17 protein-coding genes are annotated in these 17,728 nt (G+C 47.6%); 13 read left to right on the top strand and 4 right to left on the bottom strand.

Features of this window, described 5'->3' with window-relative positions; all coding sequences use genetic code 11:
• Window positions 1-15: 15 nt before the first annotated feature.
• On the top strand, window positions 16-1,242 hold the full coding sequence (thiI, locus tag A3842_RS26475) for a tRNA uracil 4-sulfurtransferase ThiI (RefSeq protein WP_074103320.1): 1,227 nt from the start codon (window positions 16-18) through the stop codon (window positions 1,240-1,242).
• 88 nt (window positions 1,243-1,330) lie between these two features.
• On the opposite strand, the gene A3842_RS26470 is transcribed toward thiI, so the two are convergent.
• Entirely contained in the window at window positions 1,331-2,026 is a 696-nt protein-coding gene (locus tag A3842_RS26470) for a TerC family protein (protein WP_074103288.1), read from the bottom strand.
• A 232-nt stretch (window positions 2,027-2,258) separates the two neighbouring features.
• Here A3842_RS26470 and A3842_RS26465 point away from each other — a divergent pair, with 232 nt between their 5' ends.
• From A3842_RS26465 to A3842_RS26440, 6 genes are all read left to right on the top strand, one after another.
• Window positions 2,259-2,918: a TerC family protein gene (locus A3842_RS26465; RefSeq protein ID WP_074085679.1), complete on the top strand. Its 660-nt coding sequence runs from the start codon at window positions 2,259-2,261 to the stop codon at window positions 2,916-2,918.
• Window positions 2,919-3,225: 307 nt separating this feature from the next.
• On the top strand, window positions 3,226-3,738 hold the full coding sequence (locus tag A3842_RS26460; protein WP_074085678.1) for a hypothetical protein: 513 nt from the start codon (window positions 3,226-3,228) through the stop codon (window positions 3,736-3,738).
• Window positions 3,739-3,991: 253 nt separating this feature from the next.
• Window positions 3,992-5,836, top strand: a complete 1,845-nt coding sequence (typA, locus tag A3842_RS26455; RefSeq protein WP_074085677.1) for a translational GTPase TypA — start codon at window positions 3,992-3,994, stop codon at window positions 5,834-5,836.
• Between the two features lie 197 nt (window positions 5,837-6,033).
• Entirely contained in the window at window positions 6,034-6,330 is a 297-nt protein-coding gene (locus tag A3842_RS26450) for a YlaH-like family protein (RefSeq protein WP_074085676.1), read from the top strand.
• An 84-nt stretch (window positions 6,331-6,414) separates the two neighbouring features.
• On the top strand, window positions 6,415-7,488 hold the full coding sequence (locus A3842_RS26445; RefSeq protein WP_074103287.1) for an LCP family protein: 1,074 nt from the start codon (window positions 6,415-6,417) through the stop codon (window positions 7,486-7,488).
• Window positions 7,489-7,558: 70 nt separating this feature from the next.
• Complete coding sequence (locus A3842_RS26440; protein WP_074085674.1) at window positions 7,559-8,014, top strand: pyridoxamine 5'-phosphate oxidase family protein; 456 nt, start codon at window positions 7,559-7,561, stop codon at window positions 8,012-8,014.
• 48 nt (window positions 8,015-8,062) lie between these two features.
• Here A3842_RS26440 and A3842_RS26435 read toward each other — a convergent pair whose 3' ends face one another.
• The gene (locus A3842_RS26435; RefSeq protein ID WP_074085673.1) at window positions 8,063-8,653 is read right to left on the bottom strand and encodes a YhcN/YlaJ family sporulation lipoprotein; all 591 of its coding nucleotides are present in this window, start codon (window positions 8,651-8,653) and stop codon (window positions 8,063-8,065) included.
• A 103-nt stretch (window positions 8,654-8,756) separates the two neighbouring features.
• Here A3842_RS26435 and A3842_RS26430 point away from each other — a divergent pair, with 103 nt between their 5' ends.
• Both A3842_RS26430 and A3842_RS26425 read left to right on the top strand, forming a co-directional pair.
• Window positions 8,757-10,088 (top strand): PhoH family protein, encoded by a 1,332-nt coding sequence (locus tag A3842_RS26430; protein WP_074085672.1) that lies wholly within the window; start codon window positions 8,757-8,759, stop codon window positions 10,086-10,088.
• A gap of 423 nt (window positions 10,089-10,511) precedes the next feature.
• A complete protein-coding gene (locus A3842_RS26425; protein ID WP_074103286.1) occupies window positions 10,512-11,744 on the top strand; it encodes an extracellular solute-binding protein in 1,233 nt (410 codons plus the stop codon).
• On the opposite strand, the gene A3842_RS26420 is transcribed toward A3842_RS26425, so the two are convergent.
• Both A3842_RS26420 and A3842_RS26415 read right to left on the bottom strand, forming a co-directional pair.
• Window positions 11,736-12,734, bottom strand: coding sequence for a coiled-coil domain-containing protein (locus A3842_RS26420; RefSeq protein WP_256701876.1), 999 nt, complete (start codon window positions 12,732-12,734; stop codon window positions 11,736-11,738). The genes A3842_RS26425 and A3842_RS26420 overlap by 9 nt on opposite strands.
• 307 nt (window positions 12,735-13,041) lie before the next feature.
• Window positions 13,042-13,278: a DUF2626 family protein gene (locus A3842_RS26415; protein ID WP_074085669.1), complete on the bottom strand. Its 237-nt coding sequence runs from the start codon at window positions 13,276-13,278 to the stop codon at window positions 13,042-13,044.
• 345 nt (window positions 13,279-13,623) lie between these two features.
• Here A3842_RS26415 and A3842_RS26410 point away from each other — a divergent pair, with 345 nt between their 5' ends.
• The 4 genes from A3842_RS26410 (at window position 13,624) to A3842_RS26395 (ending at window position 17,661) form a co-directional block, all read left to right on the top strand.
• Window positions 13,624-14,274 (top strand): RsfA family transcriptional regulator, encoded by a 651-nt coding sequence (locus tag A3842_RS26410; protein ID WP_074085668.1) that lies wholly within the window; start codon window positions 13,624-13,626, stop codon window positions 14,272-14,274.
• A 105-nt stretch (window positions 14,275-14,379) separates the two neighbouring features.
• Window positions 14,380-15,396: a ketopantoate reductase family protein gene (locus A3842_RS26405; protein ID WP_074103284.1), complete on the top strand. Its 1,017-nt coding sequence runs from the start codon at window positions 14,380-14,382 to the stop codon at window positions 15,394-15,396.
• 6 nt (window positions 15,397-15,402) lie between these two features.
• A complete protein-coding gene (locus A3842_RS26400) occupies window positions 15,403-15,789 on the top strand; it encodes a DUF3397 domain-containing protein (protein WP_074085666.1) in 387 nt (128 codons plus the stop codon).
• 150 nt (window positions 15,790-15,939) lie between these two features.
• On the top strand, window positions 15,940-17,661 hold the full coding sequence (locus A3842_RS26395; protein ID WP_074085665.1) for a peptide ABC transporter substrate-binding protein: 1,722 nt from the start codon (window positions 15,940-15,942) through the stop codon (window positions 17,659-17,661).
• The last annotated feature ends 67 nt before the right edge of the window (window positions 17,662-17,728 follow it).

Genomic DNA, 17,728 nt, shown 5'->3' with positions numbered 1-17,728 from the left:
AGCGAGTATGCGGATATGTTGATGCTGCGGTTCGGAGAGTTTACTTTAAAAGGGAAAAACCGCTCGCGGTTTGAGAAAACAGTGTTACGCCATGTGCAGGAGATGGTCAAACCCTTTCCCAAGGTCAGTTTAAGCAAGGAATTCGGACGCATTTACGTTCAGTTGAACGGAGAACCTGCAGAGGAACTGATCGCTGTGCTGCGCAACGTTTTTGGTATTGCTTCCATCAGTCCAGTCAAAGTTTCACAATCGGAATTTGAGGATATATTATCCGTCAGCCGGACCTTTTTGCAGATTACAGCTCCACCAGCCGGCACGACCTTTAAGGTGAATGCACGGCGGGTGTGGAAGGAATTCCCTTATGGTTCAATAGAAATGAATAAGCTTATTTCAACACCGCTGCTACAAGGCTATCCGGGTCTGCTTGTGGATGTGAAGTCACCGCAGATGGAGCTGAGAATTGAAATCCGGGAAGGCCATACGTTTATTTTCTGTGAAAATATTGCCTGTGTGGGAGGCTTCCCTCTGGGCACCAATGGCAAAGCCATGCTGCTGCTGTCTGGCGGTATTGACAGTCCTGTCGCCGGCTGGTCCTCCATGCGTCGGGGACTCGAAATCGAATGTGTCCATTTCTACAGCTTTCCCTATACCAGCGAGCTAGCCAGGCAAAAAGTCGTAGATCTGACGCGGGTGCTGTCAAGATATGCGGGTGTCATTAAGCTGCATCTTGTTCCATTTACGGAGGTGCAGACCTCTTTTACCGGTATCGGACAGGATAATCTAATCGTTACGTTGATGCGTAGGGCCATGCTGAAGATTGCATCGCGTTTGGCTGAGCAGGAGGGGGCACTGGCTCTCGTTACAGGAGAAAGCCTCGGACAAGTTGCCAGCCAGACGCTTTCCAGCATGAATGTAATCGGCCGTGCGACCCCGCTTCCGTTGCTGCGTCCTCTCGTGATGATGGACAAGAGCGAAATTGTGGACATTTCCAAAACCATTGGTACCTATGAACTCTCTATCCTCCCCTACGAGGATTGCTGCACACTGTTTGTCCCCAAATCGCCGACGACTAATCCTAACCTGCGGATCGTGGATAAAATTGAAGCTACCCTTCCGGGTTATAGTAGCCTCCTGGATGCCGCAGTCACCGGCACAGAGACCGTCACCATTACTCCTTACGGGGATGAAAAGCCAAGGGATATGGTCCCGGCGGAGGCTGGGCTTCAAGAGGAATGGTTCTAGTCTAAAAGAAGGAGTGCTACCAGACCTTATGGTCAATGGTGCACTCCTTTATTCATTCGGTGTTATCCTGTGACGGGTTGGGAATTCCTTAGACAGCCGGTCCGCCATGTACAGATTTCCGGTGATCCCGAACTCGCTTCCAGTGTCCGGCTGCTAGGATCCCTGTAATCACCAGCAGAATAAAAAGAACACGCAGCAGCGGATGCTCCTCAACAAATGGACCGATCCGCTGCTCTTCGGTAATCATGCTTGAGGCCGTCAGTCCAAGTACGGCAGCGCCGATATAAATGATCCAGGGATAGCGCCCCATCAGCTTAATGAATAGGGTGCTGCCCCAGACGACAATTGGAACACTGATCAGCAATCCCAGCACAACCAGCACTATATTATGATTGGCAGCCCCCGCGATGGCGATCATATTGTCCAGACCCATGGCAGCATCCGCAATAATGATCGTCCGGACCGCCGACCAAAGTGTCCCCCCGGCCTGAATATTGGGCCCCCCGTTATCTCCGGTCAGCAGCTTATAAGCAATCAGAATGAGCAGAAGACCCCCGAACAGCAGCAGCCAGGGAATCTTAAGCAGCCAAACTACCAGAATAGTGGCGATAATCCGTAGTGCTACAGCTCCGCCTGTACCCAGCAAGATCGCTTTTTTCTGTGTTTTTCCCTGTAAATTCCGTGCAGCGAGACCAATGACTATGGCATTGTCACCGGCCAGAATCAGATCCAGAAAGATAATATTGAGCAGCGGCAAAATGAAATCCCAAACGGATGTGTTCAAGAGCGTGTCACTCCTAGTGTTTTGTTAGAATTACTTTTTGGATCAGCTTCGTACAAAACGTTCATCCTGAGTATGTGTATGCATTTTGGAAGTTGCCCTGAACCGTATAGTGTTGTATACGCTATAAAAACCCCGGACATTCGTACCTTGCAAAAAAGCCTGCCCAAGAAGCATAGCTTGCCCGGCTTGGACATACATGTAAATACATGCAGTTCGGGGAGGCTGAAGTCAAATGGATTCTTTATTGCTGCTTGGTGAAATACTGATGATCAATCTCGTGCTGAGCGGAGATAATGCAATGGTTATCGCAATGGCCAGCAAAAATTTGCCGGAGCAGCACCGCAAGCTGGCGGTTTGGTGGGGGGCTGCCGGTGCAGTTGTGCTGCGTTGCCTGCTGACGTTTGCCGCAGTACTGCTGCTGAAGATTCCTTATATCGAGGCCGGCGGGGGGATATTGCTGCTGTGGATCGCGTTCAAGCTGCTGCTGGAGGAGGAAGAGGATGTCCGGGTAGAAGAGAGCTCTACCATATGGAAATCCGTCCGCACCATTCTGCTCGCTGACTTTATTATGAGTCTGGACAATGTGCTGGCCATTGCAGGCGTGGCGAAGGGGGATCTTGCGCTGATTGTGATCGGTATCGCTTTAAGCATTCCGATTGTAGTCTGGGGCAGCGGAATCATTGTGGGCTGGCTGCATCGTTTCCCAGTACTAATCTACATTGGGGCATATATTCTTGCATATACGGCGGGAGATATGCTGCTTCAGGATGCCAAATTTGGTGCGGTGATTTCCTTCCTGCTGCCGTCGATCCACTCGATGCTGCCGCTGCTGCTCGGAATCATTGTGGTGGTATCGGGCTTGTTCAAGCGCGGCACCTTATCGGTAAAGTAGAACTCTGAAAAGGATCCCTAGGCTGAGTCAGAGCTGTACAACAGCTTTGGCCCGGTCTTTTTGAAATATAAGAATTTATATGTTTCACGCTATAAATTATCCTTATATTTTTTGGAGAAACGGCTGCAAGCCTCTTTCAGAGGACGGTGAAGTCGTTTCTTCTTAGCATGGGAACCAATAACAAGAAGAATGATGGTGTTTTATTTATTTTTCAGATAAAATATAAAGGGAATCCTGTCACATGCTTGTGTGTCGCAGTGGCGGGTCTGAGTGAAGAGACATGAAGTCTTGAAGGGACGGGTGGAAAATGTCTTCCAAAAATGACGCGAAACTGGGTATATTTATATTCGTTGCCGGCATAGTGATACTGTTCGGAAAGCTGGGGGTGTTCGGCTTTCTCGGGCGTGCTCTGTGGCCACTCGTGATTCTGGTTCCCGGCCTGTTCCTGCATGTGCTTTTCTTCAGCCGCCGGGCTCCCGCATCCGTGCTGCTGCCCGCTGGGATATTGACCGTATACGGTTTGCTGCTGGGTTTCTGCAATACCTGGGGCTGGGGACTGATGTCTCATCTGTGGCCGTTGCTGCTGCTAGGCATTGCTGTCGGACTGTATGAGTATTCGCTCTATTCACCGGGACGAAACGGCGGACTTACGACTACAGCTGTCCTTCTGGGACTGCTCAGTCTTGTACTGTTGATCTTCAGCATGCTGGGAACGGGAGCACTCTATTTGCTCGGAGCTATTCTGATTGCAGCAGGTGCCTGGCTGATCTTTGGACGGGGCAAACCGGGGGGCCGTAAAAAGTGGAACGGAGGCTGGTAAAACAGCTATATTCCGCGAAACTAGATCAAAGAAGGAACGGGGAAATTGCCCGAATGCAACTTTAGCAAAATTAAACGGAGTTGGAAACCGTTTTTTCATAAAAAGACTTGCTTTTCATAGTACTTTCACTATAATATTAAGGATATGTTGAAGCGTCGGCTTTCTGCCTGGCGCTTCTTTTGTGAGACTGCCGCGACAAGCTATAAATTTAAACATTTTTAATTTGATAAATGAGAGGATTTGGATACAAATCATGCATTCAAGAAAAGATATCCGCAATATTGCGATCATTGCCCACGTTGACCATGGCAAAACAACACTCGTCGATCAGCTTCTGCAGCAATCAGGAATTTTCAGCGCTCACGAGCACCTGCAAGAACGGGCCATGGACTCGAACGATCTGGAGCGGGAACGCGGAATTACCATCCTAGCCAAAAATACAGCAATTACCTATAAAGAGTTCCTGATCAACATCGTAGATACCCCTGGACACGCCGACTTCGGCGGTGAAGTAGAACGCATCATGAAGATGGTTGACGGTGTACTACTGGTTGTCGATGCGTATGAAGGCTGCATGCCGCAAACGAAATTCGTTCTGCGTAAGGCGTTGGAGCAGCACCTGACACCTATCGTTGTCGTGAACAAGATTGACCGTCCGGCTGCACGTCCGAAGGAAGTTATTGATGAAGTCCTGGATCTGTTTATTGAGCTTGAAGCCAGTGACGACCAATTGGAGTTCCCGGTTGTTTATGCTTCCGCAATTAACGGTACGTCCAGCATGGATCCTGAGAAGCAGGATGAAACGATGCTTGCACTGTACGAAACCATTACCCAGCATATCCCGGCTCCAACTGAAAAAATTGAAGAACCACTGCAGTTCCTTGTAACATTGATGGACTACAATGAATATCTGGGACGTATTGCTATCGGACGCGTGAACCGTGGCATAATTAAGCAAGGCCAATCCGTTACTGTCATCATGCGTGACGGCAAGAGCAAAACAGCCCGTATCGAGAAGCTGTTCGGCTTCCAGGGTCTTAAGCGTGTAGAAACAGAAGAAGCGGGCGCTGGCGACATCGTGGCCATTGCCGGTATCAAGGATATTAACATCGGTGAGACGATTGCCGATCCGGCGAACCCTGAAGCGCTGCCTGTCCTGAAGATTGATGAACCAACCATGCAAATGACGTTCCTCGTGAACAACAGTCCTTTTGCGGGTAGAGAAGGTAAATGGGTGACTTCCCGTAAGCTGCGTGAGCGGCTCTTCAAAGAGCTTGAAACCGATGTGAGTTTGCGCGTGATGGAAACTGACAGCCCGGATGCATTTATCGTTTCCGGACGCGGTGAGCTTCACCTGGGGATCCTGATTGAGAATATGCGTCGTGAAGGTTATGAAATGCAGGTATCCAAACCTGAGGTTATTGTCAAGGAAATCGACGGTGCCAAAATGGAGCCGCTTGAGCGTCTGATGATTGATATTCCTGAAGAAAGTATGGGAGCCGTTATGGAGAGTCTGGGTACTCGCAAAGCGGAAATGGTCAACATGATCAATCACGGTACCGGACAGGTTCGTCTGGAATTCCTGATTCCTGCACGCGGATTGATCGGCTATAATACGTACTTCCTGACGCTGACACGCGGCTATGGTGTAATGAACCATGCCTTTGACAGCTACGCTCCACTGATTGGCGGCCAGGTTGGCGGACGTCATCAAGGGGTACTTGTATCCAGTGAGACTGGAAACACTACTCTTTACGGCATGATGGGCGTTGAGGACCGTGGTATTCTCTTCCTGGAACCAGGTACTGAAATTTATGAAGGCATGATCGTAGGGGAGCATACCCGCGATAACGATATCATCGTTAACATCTGCAAAGAAAAGCAGTTGACCAACGTTCGTTCGGCAACGAAGGATGAAACGGTGAAGATGAAGACCCCTCGCCTGTTCTCACTGGAAGGTGCGCTTGAGTACCTGAACGATGATGAATATTGCGAAATCACACCAAAATCTGTCCGTTTGCGCAAAAAGATCCTGAATAAGGGCGAACGCGAACGTGTGGAAAAACAGCGCAAAGCGGCGCAAGCCAGCCAAGCCTAAGTTGTTCTGAACGAATGGTTGTTTGCTCTGCCACAGTACAGCATTCCGTTCTTCATTTAAGCCGCCGGATCATTCCGGCGGTTTTTGATTTAAATAAGCCGATTTTAATTCCCTCAAATTCTTAGGATTCTTGCGGTATAAAAGCGTGTTGAATGTTATAATGTAAGCGAACTTATTCCCGGAGGGAGTGACGAGCTTTGCAGATCTGGTTCGCTGAGCATCCTATTGTCGCTTACATTGTCATCTTTATTTTACTGACTTATGTGTACAACCGCGTTTTCCGCGTGAATCAGAAGCTGCCAATCGGCAAGGAAATTGTGTTATACCTGATGATGGCGGTGGGCTCGGGCATGTTGCTCATCTTCCAGCACGACAAGCTGCCCATTATCCAGTGCCTGCTGGTGGCTGTAGGGCTTATGCTGCTTGTGCGGGTCCGCTACATGGTTGAGGCCCGGCAGAGACGTAAGGCGGCAGCAGCGGGCAAACGACAGTAATCGCAACTTTTGCCGCTTGAATTCGTCTAATTGAAAGAGTGAGCAATCGAATACCAGTTGATATGAAAAGGACCTTATTCCATTATGAGTACAAATAAAGGCAGTTTGCCTCCAAGATCGAGCGGGAATCAGAGAAGCGGCAGACCGCAGCCGAACAGCACGGTTAGACCCGTGCCAAAGAAAAATGTTAAGAAACGCGGAGCATTGGCGAGGATGGGAAGAATGCTTTTGGTTATTCTAATCATTGTCATTCTCGCTGTTCTGGGATATGGCGGCTTTCTGTATTGGAAGTTTGACCAAGGCAGCTTCGGTGTAGACCAGCCAGTAAAGGCGGGACATTCCGCCTCAGAGAAGCCCATCACAATGCTGCTGCTGGGGACAGACAATCGGCCGAAGCATCCTTCCAATCTGACCGATGTGATTATGGTCGTGTCGCTTAACCCCAAAACACAGTCCGCTACAGTAGTCTCGCTTCCCCGGGATACTTATGTGGAGCTTAGCGGGTACAAGAAGACCAAGATTAATGAATTTTATGCCCGGTTCAAAAGCAAGGAGAAGACCTCAGGTATTCTTGCTGAAGATGAGATGAAGACCATGATGGGCAAATACCTTGATGTTGATGTGGATTATGTGACCGTCCTTGATTTCCAGGGCTTCCGTGATGTTGTGGATGAGCTGGACGGAGTGGATGTCAATATTAGTGAAAATATGTGTTACACGGATAGTGTAGATGGTACGGATATCGACCTGAAGAAGGGGCCGGCAAAGCTGAACGGCGATGATGCGCTCGATTACGTGCGCTACCGCAAGTCGAACTGCAGCCCAAAGACCAAGGCTTCAGATGATTTTGACCGCAACAAACGCCAGAACGAAGTTCTGCATTCATTGGTTGGACAGATGCAGTCACTGGGCGGTGTTCTGAAGATCGGAAAGGTGCTCGACGCTGTGGATGACAATATGAAGACTGATATTGAGAATGAACAGATCAAGAATATGATTACTACCTATTGGAAGATTTCCAAGGAGAACATTGAATTCAAACCGGTAACCGGAACGTGGCGCAGCCCGTATGTATATATTAACGATGAAGAGCTGGACGCAGCCAAGAAAAGTCTTCAAGACCGCATTGCCGGCATTGCACCAACATCTCAAAATTGAATGCAAGTTCGGGCATGTGCTATAATATAATAAATTGAATGCATCCAAGCTGCATAGGGGGCCTGTACTTATGTCCGAAGCCGTTGCACAGCTAAATGAAACATTGCTTACCATGCTGCAGTCGGAAACTTTTGTTCTACTGAACACTGTGGATGCGGAAACTGGCGGACCAACGTCCACCGCGATTTCCTGGATCTATGCAGTTAGCCCTTCTATTGTGCGTCTGGCTGTCGACCACCGTTCCAGACTTGTGAACAACATGAAGGTAAATCCGATGGTCACCATCACGGTCTTTGGCGAGGGTACCGTTCATGCTATTAACGGTCGTGCTTCCGTCAGGCAGGATCCGCTGTCCGATGTTCCGTTCAAGATGTGCTGTTTTGATGTTGAAATTGAAGCGGTTCGCAATGCGCTTTTCTATGGCGCACAATTGGAATCCGCACCAAAATATGCGAAGGTATACGATGCGCGTGCGGCTGATAAGCTGGACGGACAGGTGTTTGCCGCCATGCAAAAAGCCCAGTGATCAAGTCACTAGGCTTTTTTTGTCCAATTCTTTGAACCAAGACAGCTTCTATTGATTGCCTTTGGGCTTGGTATCTTTCGGAAGCTGCGGGATAATACGTCCGATAATGTCTGCCATCTCAGAGGCGAAACCAGACACCGGATGTCCCTTGCTGATGTGTTTGCCCATTTCGGCAAGTCTGCTGGATATATCCATGTCAGCGGTGACGAATGCTTTTACACTTCTTGGATCCTTGCTTCTAGGGTCCTTGCGGATGGCTTCTGCCACAGAATATTTAATGCTTCCGACTCGGGACCGGGTAAGAGATCCATCAACATCAATACCGACAACAGCGACATTGTTCATAACGACGCAGTGAGCGCCTTTTACACCGGGAACTCTTTTGGCAAGCCGCTCAAAATGGTCTTTGAGTACAACATCACTTTCACCTCTGCCGTCAGAAGGTTGTCCGGGCTGTGAATAAGGTATGGGGGCGGCAGTGGCTCCTTCACCCGATAAATTTTGCACTCCCTGGTTCCCCTGGCTGCTTAATGATTTTGCCGATTGTTTATCCTGAGGAGAGGGTGATGACTCTTTATTAGCGATACCGCAGCTTGTCAGCAGCAGCAGTACCAGCAACAGACACATTGATTTTCTCATATGCGTACTCCTTTCAGCGAAAGATCAGGTCTTTACCTTAGCTTACCCTCGCTGAATAGAGTTATGTATGACCAATCAAACCAGGCGCTGTGGAGGGGATAACATGAAAAAGATATTTGTACTAGACACCAACGTGCTTTTGCACGACCCCAATTCGATTTTTGCTTTCAAGGAGCATGAAGTTGTCATTCCGGCAGTAGTCCTGGAAGAAATCGACTCCAAGAAGCGCAATGCCGATGAAATCGGCCGCAACGCCCGCACCGTGTCGCGCTTATTAGACGGACTTCGTGAACTCGGCCACTTGCATAGCGGTGTGGTACTGGAGCATGGAGGCACGCTGAAGGTAGAGCTTAACCACCGCAGCTTCGTAAAAGTACAAGAAATGTTCGGTGAAGTCTCCAATGATAACCGGATATTGGCTGTCGCGCTTAATTATCTCCATGAGGAGAATGAAAAGGCTGAACCAAGTCCTGTGGTGCTCGTGAGTAAAGATGTGCTCGTCCGCATCAAGGCGGATGTGCTTGGCATAACACCGGAGGATTATTTATCCGACCGTACGGGTGATCTGAATGAGCTGTATTCCGGCTATCAATCGCTGATGGTCCATCCTTCGCTTATCGATGAATATTACAGCCACCGTTCCTTGTCTATCAAACAATTATCCTTGTCTTATCCGTTGTACCCGCATGAATTTGTTATTTTAAAGGATGAGATTGGCACCGGCAAATCGGCTCTGCTTAAAGTCAACAGCGATGCGTCCCGTCTGGAGCCGCTTTATCTAGGAAATGATGCGGTATGGGGAATCAGTGCGCGCAATGCTCAACAACGGATGGCACTGGAGCTGCTGCTCAATGACGATATCCCGTTAGTCACTATCACCGGTAAAGCGGGAACAGGGAAAACGTTACTGGCTCTGGCTGCCGGACTGTTCAAAGTAGAAGATGAGCATAAGTACAAGAAGCTGCTGATTGCCCGTCCGGTGGTGCCAATGGGTAAGGATATCGGGTACCTTCCCGGCGAGAAAGACGAAAAGCTGCGTCCATGGATGCAGCCGATTTATGATAATCTGGAATTTTTGTTCGATACAAAGAAGTCCGGTGATATCGATAAAATTTTGATGGGTCTCGGCAGTATTCAAGTGGAGGCCCTCACCTATATTCGCGGACGTTCGATCCCGTCTCAATTCATTATCATTGATGAGGCACAAAACTTATCCCGCCACGAAGTGAAGACCATCGTCTCCCGAGCGGGAGAAGGCAGTAAAGTCATCCTTATGGGTGACCCCGAGCAGATTGATCATCCTTATCTGGATGCTGCAAGCAACGGACTCAGCTATATCGTGGAGAAGTTCAAGCAACAGGGGATCAGCGGACATATTACCCTTGAAAAGGGCGAGCGTTCACACCTGGCCCAGTTGGCTGCCGACCTTCTTTGATGTTTCGAGCTATTCCTGCCTAATTAGTTCTCATTCATCAGTCCAGCCGCAGCAGGGCTGCAATTTACAGCAAACAGCCGGGAGATCATTTCCGGCTGTTTGTCATTGCCCCCCCCAAAGGAACGGCGGGGGATAAATTTTTTTGTGGCAAAGAATGGAGAGGAAGTTTGGAACTGGAGAAGCGGCAGCGTTCGCCTTTATCCTCGAATTTCTACCGCAGCGGCGGTAATTCAAATCAGGAAATCTGAGGATAACAGCGATCGGAAGTCCAAATCTTTCTCGGAATGACCAAATGCCGCAAAGTTTTGGTCCTCGCCGTTCACACCTATATAATAGAAAGAGAACGTTTTCAAACCCGCAGACAAGCGGAGAATCATCTGGTAAAATAGGGGGGACGAGTTATAGGCGGGAGGAGAATGAATCGTGCTGAGAAGGAGAAACTACTGGCTGTTGTTTGCTATATTATTGCTATCGCTGACAAGCCTGTCCCCCAGCATGGAGCTGGACACCAGTGATGATACCTATCCGCTGAAGCAGCCGCTTAACCCATCAGAGCATTCCGAATCTGGCGATAAAGACAATGTTGAAAGCTTGAGCATCCGGGTGTCCATGAGCAAAGAGGAATTTAATGAACTGGAACGGATCAGCAATAACTATAGCTTGTCGAGCGGTACCCGGGTAATCTTAAGCAATGTTGACAGCGCTGAAGCTGATGAGATTCTGCAGCAGGATCTGACGATTGGCCGGAGTCCGGATATTATTATGACCGACGGCCGCAGCATCACGGACTTGGCGACACAAGGCTATTTGCTGCCGGTAGATATTTACCAGAGTGTTCCGGGAAGTGCACCGCTGACCACCCTGATTCCGCAAATGCAATGGAATGGTTACGATTGGGGAGTTCCCCTTGATATTGACCCCTACGTACTTGTATATTCGCCGAAGCGGCTCGCGGAACTGGGAATTACAGGGTTGCCCAGAAGTCTGGAGCAGTGGAATGAGCTGCTTAAAGTAATTCGTGAACAGCCAAATAAGCAACGCTACCTGCTGGCAATGGATACGCGTAACCCCTACGGCTATTCGGCAGTTCTGGAGAGCATGGGCGGAAACCTGGAATCGATCAGTCCAGCTCTGCTGGAATGGACACAATATGCAGGCAATTATTTCTTTCTCACCAGCCGTACGAACACAGACCTCTGGGATATGCTTCAGGATGGTAAGCTTGCAGTTGCTGCGCTTCCGCTCTCGGAATGGCAGAAGCACGGGAACTCTACACTGTCCGCTGAAGCGCCGCTTACCGCCAGTAGCGGGTCAGGGTATGAGGCGATCTACAGCCGCTTCTTCGCACTCCCCGCACAATCCGGTAATCCGGAGGCAGCTGTCAATTGGCTGTCCTATGTCACATCCAGCACAGAACAGCTCGATTGGCTGGAGAATACGGGGCGGCTCCCTGCACTCGATGAGCTATACCGTACAGGGTTGCCGGAGAGCGTGAAGCTTCCTTTTGACACCCGGCTGCTGCTTGCAGACGAAACAAAACTTGAGAGTGAATCAACAGGCGGTTGGACAGCATTGTCGCTGGCAGTAACACAACTGCTGACAGGAAAGCTTGATCCGGCGGGATATGCAGCCGCGGCCGCACAGGCCTCAGAATGAGAGGGAGAGCTTCACATGTAGCACACCGTCCCGGCTGCTCACTTCAGTTGCACGGAGAAAAGAGACGATTTTTTCCGGATAGAAACCCAGGTCAAATTCTTCCTCCAAAGTCTTGCGCGTAGTATCGGGCAACTCAAGGCCATTAAATAATACATGATCGACATGGAATATCAATCCGTTGACCGGTTCCTCCTGAATGGTGTAATGGCCGGTCAGCGTCAGTGATAATCTGCCACTTTTACCGGAAGCCGTTATTTCATTATCATTGAAATGGAAGGCAAAATCCTTGAACAATTCATTCTGCGACAAGAGGAATTCATTTAGATCCTCTTCCTTTAGAGCCAAATTGTAGATCATACCTTTACGGGTCATGAGCCCATCATGACTCTGAACGAACTCTGGCAGATGCTTCATGGCAGAGGACAAAGCTTTGAAATAGGTTTTGACTTCGTGAACCCCAATGTTTTCCCAATATTTCGTGAATTCCTCCAATAAGGCGCTCATGCTGGCCGGATCACTGCTGGACTGAATGCCTTTATTAATATCTTCATGTAATGCCTCGATCCGATCCTTCTGCTGCACCAAAGCTGTTTTGAGCGTCGCAAGCTCTTCTGAACTGCGCTGTGCCGCGGAAAGCGTTGCTTTTAACTTTTTATAATCCACCTCATATTGCGACAGAATGTCTCGGTCTCTTCCAATAATGATTTCATAATAATCATACAAGGCCAGTAATCTGCCGATGCTTTTAGCCGAAAGTACTGCAGTCAGGAGTCCATCTCTCTCTCCCATATAATAAGAACGTATGATAGCGCCAGCCTGCTCCCGCTGATTCTGAATTGCACTTTGCTGAGAAGCTGCCCTTTTTTCCAGTAGCGATGTTTTTTCCTCAAGAGCCTGTTGCTCAGTGGTGATCCGTGATATCTCCTGCTCAATTTCTGCCGAGGATAACGTCTGTTCCAGCAGCTTGCGGGTGACCTCATTATCAGGCATGACAGGAGGAGAGCTAGAGGATAGACTCGTACCCGGATCTGCACTTAAAAAGTCTGGGGGCGTCAGCGGCAGCACAGTAAAGCAGAGAAGGATGAGAAGAACACAAGTATAACGGCTTCGATTATTGCAGGATCGCACCACTCCACCACCTTAAAAGAGATCAGAATATGTATGTACTAATAATATGATTAGCCCTGCTAAAATATCATACCCTCTTTTCTTTCCAAGACCTACTATGAATGCACAAAAAAACGGAAGCGCTCCTCAGAAGAAGGAATAGCCTCCGTTTCTATAAACTTAGAAAAACTTACAGCGGCAGACCCATTTCGAAGATCGTCCAGTAACTGAAGCCGGTAAATGTCAGAATCATATATCCCCAAAAAAGCAGAATATAGACTTTTTCTGTAAACTTCATATATCCGAGGATCACGAAAAAAGCGGTTTGCAGAAAGAACAGCAGAGCCATCTCCGTTAAATTCCCGGCAAAAGCCATGAGTCCAATAACAAGCGTAAAAAAACCCAAGACACGAAACATGCGGTCCAAGAGAACATCCCCCTCCTGTATGTATCCGGCAATTTCTTCTTTGTAGCTATATTATAACGGCTGGAATAAATGGTGTAAACGAATTCATTAAAAAAAAGCTGTTTTTTTGGAATTATTATGATTTTTGTTATAGACACGGCGTTTTATTTTGAAAGTAGAGAATTTATAGCATAGCAAGTATGAGGTTTAGCCAAAATGGAAATACAATTTAGTATCAAATAGATTCTATGAACTCTAATAGAGGCATAGAAATGGAGTAAGCAGCTTTTATCCTATTCACTATCCGGCGGAGCTGCCGGTTATGAAGATGGTTATTTCATGATGTTGTTAGGAGGGTTAGGCTTTATGACAGCCGTTAGACAGGATGCTTGGAGCGTGGAAGATGATTTGATATTGGCCGAAATAACGCTGCGTCATATCCGGGAAGGCAGCACACAGCTTGCTGCTTTTGAAGAGGTGGGTGAAAAAATCGGCAGAACCTCGGCGGCATGCGGATTTCGCTGGAACAGCTGTGTTCGCAAGAGCTATGAAGATGCAATTGGAATTGCCAAGAGCCAACGCCAAAAGCGGAGCTATTTGAAAAAGCAGCCCTCCGCTAGAGGCGCACAGGTAGCGGGGCTTATTCTCGGAAACATGGAAGAGGAGTACAGCCGCAGCGAGGGACTAGGCGAGAACACTTTGTCCATTGACGCTGTTATCCGCTTCTTAAGACAGTGGAAGGGCAGTTTTCAGGAAGCCGGCCGCCAGTTGAAAATGCTTGAGAGGGATTTGCGCGAGAAAGAAGATGAATTAACTGAGCTGAGGGTGGAAAATGAAAGATTGTCCAAAGAGGTCAATCTGGCCCAAAGTGACTATCGCGTAGTCAATGATGATTACAAAGCGTTAATTCAGATCATGGACCGGGCGCGGCGACTTGCTTTTCTTAATGAAGAAGAAGAGGAAATGAAGACAAGATTCAAAATGGATGCCAACGGTAATTTGGAACGGATTGAATAAACGAATTATGCTTCTTCAAATCCCGCATGCAGCGGCTTACCGCCAGCATTTGCGGGTTTTTTGTATAGATAGTGACTGTTTTTCTTTTACTGGAGAAAGGATATAATGAGGAAAAATGTGTACAAGATGGCGGGTGTCGGCATGAAAATGGATATTATCGGTGCAGGCTCACTCGGTCTTCTGCTTGCCGGAAAGCTGATTCTCTCTGGCGCAGAAGTTAGAGTGTGGTGCCGGAGCGAGGAACAAGCGGGGGAGTTAACCCGGTCTGGAATAACCATAAGTTACGAAGACGGGAAGGCTAGCCAGCACTTTCCGGGCACAAGCTTTCAAGCAGGACCAATAAGCAGGTTCTCAGAAACGATCCTCCGGCAACCGGGTGAATGGATAGCCATTATGCTCAAGCAGAATGCGTTTCACGCTACGCTACCAGAGACTCTGGCGCCTCTTCGGCATATTAGACTCCATGTGGTTTGCTTTCAGAACGGTAATGGACATCTTGAACTTCTTCAGGAGCTTTTGCCGGAGGCTTCAGTCTGGGCTGCAGTGACTACTGAAGCGGCCAAGAGGAAGACATTAACAGAGATTAGTCATACGGGGTATGGGGAAACATTTATAGGGAAGCGAGGAAACAAAACCTCAAATGTTCCAAAAGACACCTTAGAGGAGGATGACACCGCGGCAATTAGTTTGACACATGCTCTCACAGCAGCAGGATTCAGGGCATTGGTGTCGAAAGAAGTGGATACCATGATTTACCGGAAGCTGCTATTCAATGCTGTGATTAACCCGCTTACAGCGATCTGGCGCATTCAGAATGGCGAGTTGACCGCCTCCGGGGAGCGGATACAGTTAATGAAAGAACTGTATCTGGAGGCAACCTGCGTATATGATGCCTGCGGTATCAAGGTTGATACTCATGCGTGGGAGGGGATACTTGAGGTTTGCCGGGCAACTTCAGGTAACATCTCGTCTATGCTCGCTGATGTTCTAGCGTCCAGGGATACGGAAATACGCTGGATCAATGGGAGTATTGTGGCAATGGCGGATAGCGCTGGTATTGCGGTCCCTTTACACCGCTTGATTTGCCGGATGGTAGAAGGCATGAATGTGAAGGAGAGGTGAGGCTGTTTGGAATTTCTGCGGAATTCGTTCATTTCATTAAGCGTTATTCCGGTTGTTCCTTTTTTGATTGTATATTTCATAGGAATTGGCCTCAGAAAAGAAAAAAGAAATACGTTATTACTGGCTATGGATATTACTACTGTATTTTTATTTTTTTCCGTATCGGCCTTGTTCAATACCACTTTTAATTCGCGGTTCGGGTTTTACCTTATACTACTTATTGTATTAATATCCGCTGGACTGATTGGAGGCGCCCAAAATCGCCTAAAGGGAAATGTTGACGGGAAACGTTTACTTCGGGCAGTTTGGAGACTTTCATTCTTTTTTATGAGTACCATGTATGTGCTGTTTATAGTCGTAGGCCTTATCCATTACATATCACAAGCCATGTAATGTTCCATTGCTCCGGTGAAGCGTCAACGTCACAAAACTTTTAAGTTTTAAAAAAAAAGTGTTTTCAGAAAATATTGCTCTAGATTTTTTTGACCACTGGTTGTATAATCATAAACCATATACCACATTCTATTTAGGGGGAACTGCTAGATGAAGAAGAGTAAAAGTCTATTGCTCATGATTGCAATGGTTCTCGTTATCGGCACAGCACTTGCTGGCTGCGGCGGAAACAATGCAAACAAAGGCAACAACGCTGCCGCAACAAACGCAGCAGGCAATGAAGGCAGCACGAACACAGGCACTGCAACTGGTGACGAGAAATTGGCCGCTGACCAGACACTTAGAGTCAACCTGACTGCAGAACCACCTACTTTTAATCCCGCACTAGCTCAAGACAGCCAGGCAAATACGCTGTTGAAAACTATGTATGAAGGTTTGACCCGCATGAATGAGGAAACTGGTCAAGCTGAACCGGGAATTGCTGAGAAATGGGACATTTCTCCTGACGGTCTGGTATATACCTTCCACCTTCGCGATGCTCAATGGAGCAATGGCGACCCTGTAGAAGCAGCTGACTTCGTTCGCGCATGGAAAATCGTACTCGACCCTAACACAAACCCAACTGCACCATATGCATATCAATTGTATTACCTAAAGAATGCAGAAGAATATTACACTAAGAAAATTACAGATTTCAATCAAGTAGGCATAAAAGCTGTAGACGCGAAAACTCTTGAAGTTACGCTGAAAGCACCAACACCTTACTTCCTTGGATTGCTGTCCTTCTATACGTACTACCCTGTGCACAAATCTGTTGAGGGTAATCCGAAATGGGCAACTAACAAAGACACTATGATTACAAATGGTGCATTCACATTAACTGGATGGACTACTGGCCAATCTCTCGAAGTTACTAAAAATGAAAAATATTGGGATGCGGCATCCATTAAACTCAGCAAAATTGATTTCTCCATTGTTAACAGTGGTGCAACTGAATTGCTGAGCTATAAAAACGGAGAACTTGATCGTGCAGGTGCACCTCATGGTGAAATCCCGCAAGAACAGCTTCCTATCGTGAAAAAAGAGCTTCCTAACGAGTTTGTCTCCAAAGGTATTGCAGCTACTTATTACTATGAATTCAATGTTACTGAAAAACCATTCAACAATGCTAAAATCCGCAAAGCACTTGCCATGTCGATTAACCGTCAAGCTCTTATCGACAATGTAACATTGGGAGGACAGCTTCCTGCATTTGGTTATGTGCCACCAGGTATTGCTGGTGCTAACGGAGAATTCCGTAATGCAGTTAAAGACGATTACTTCAAAGAAGATATTGAACAAGCCAAAAAATTGCTTGCTGAAGGTCTGAAAGAAGAAGGTCTGACTACACTGCCTCCAGTGGAACTGTCTTACAACACAAGTGAAGGCCACAAGAAAGTTGCCCTGGCTATCGCTGATATGTGGAAACAAGCTCTGGGTATTACTGTTAACACAGTGAACCAAGAATGGGCAGTGTTTATTGATAACCGTCAAAACAAGAACTACCAAGTTGCACGTGCTGGCTGGACTGCAGATTACAATGATCCAATGACCTTCCTGGATATGTGGGTAACAGGCGGCGGTAACAATGATACTGGTTACGCTAATCCTGAATATGACAAACTGATTGCTGACGCAAAAGCAAGCTCTGACCTGGCTAAACGCCAAGAAGATTTTGCTGCAGCTGAAAAAATGCTGATCCAGGACGATATGGTCCTGATGCCAATCTACTACTACACAAACAACTCCCTGACTAAAGAATACCTCAAAGGTGTATCTCTTGACTTCAGTGGTGCAATTGACTTCACTCGTGCTTACCTGCTTGAGCACTAAGAATCAAACTTTAGAAATTCAATTAAATAGTTAGTCGTCTGAAGGTAGCTGTACACTTCGGGATATA

The sequence above is a fragment of the Paenibacillus sp. P3E genome (genome assembly GCF_001909045.1).
Taxonomy (GTDB): Bacteria; Bacillota; Bacilli; order Paenibacillales; family Paenibacillaceae; genus Paenibacillus_AQ; species Paenibacillus_AQ helianthi.
Note: the sequence above shows the minus strand (reverse complement) of the source record. Positions and strands in the feature narration are given on the sequence as shown.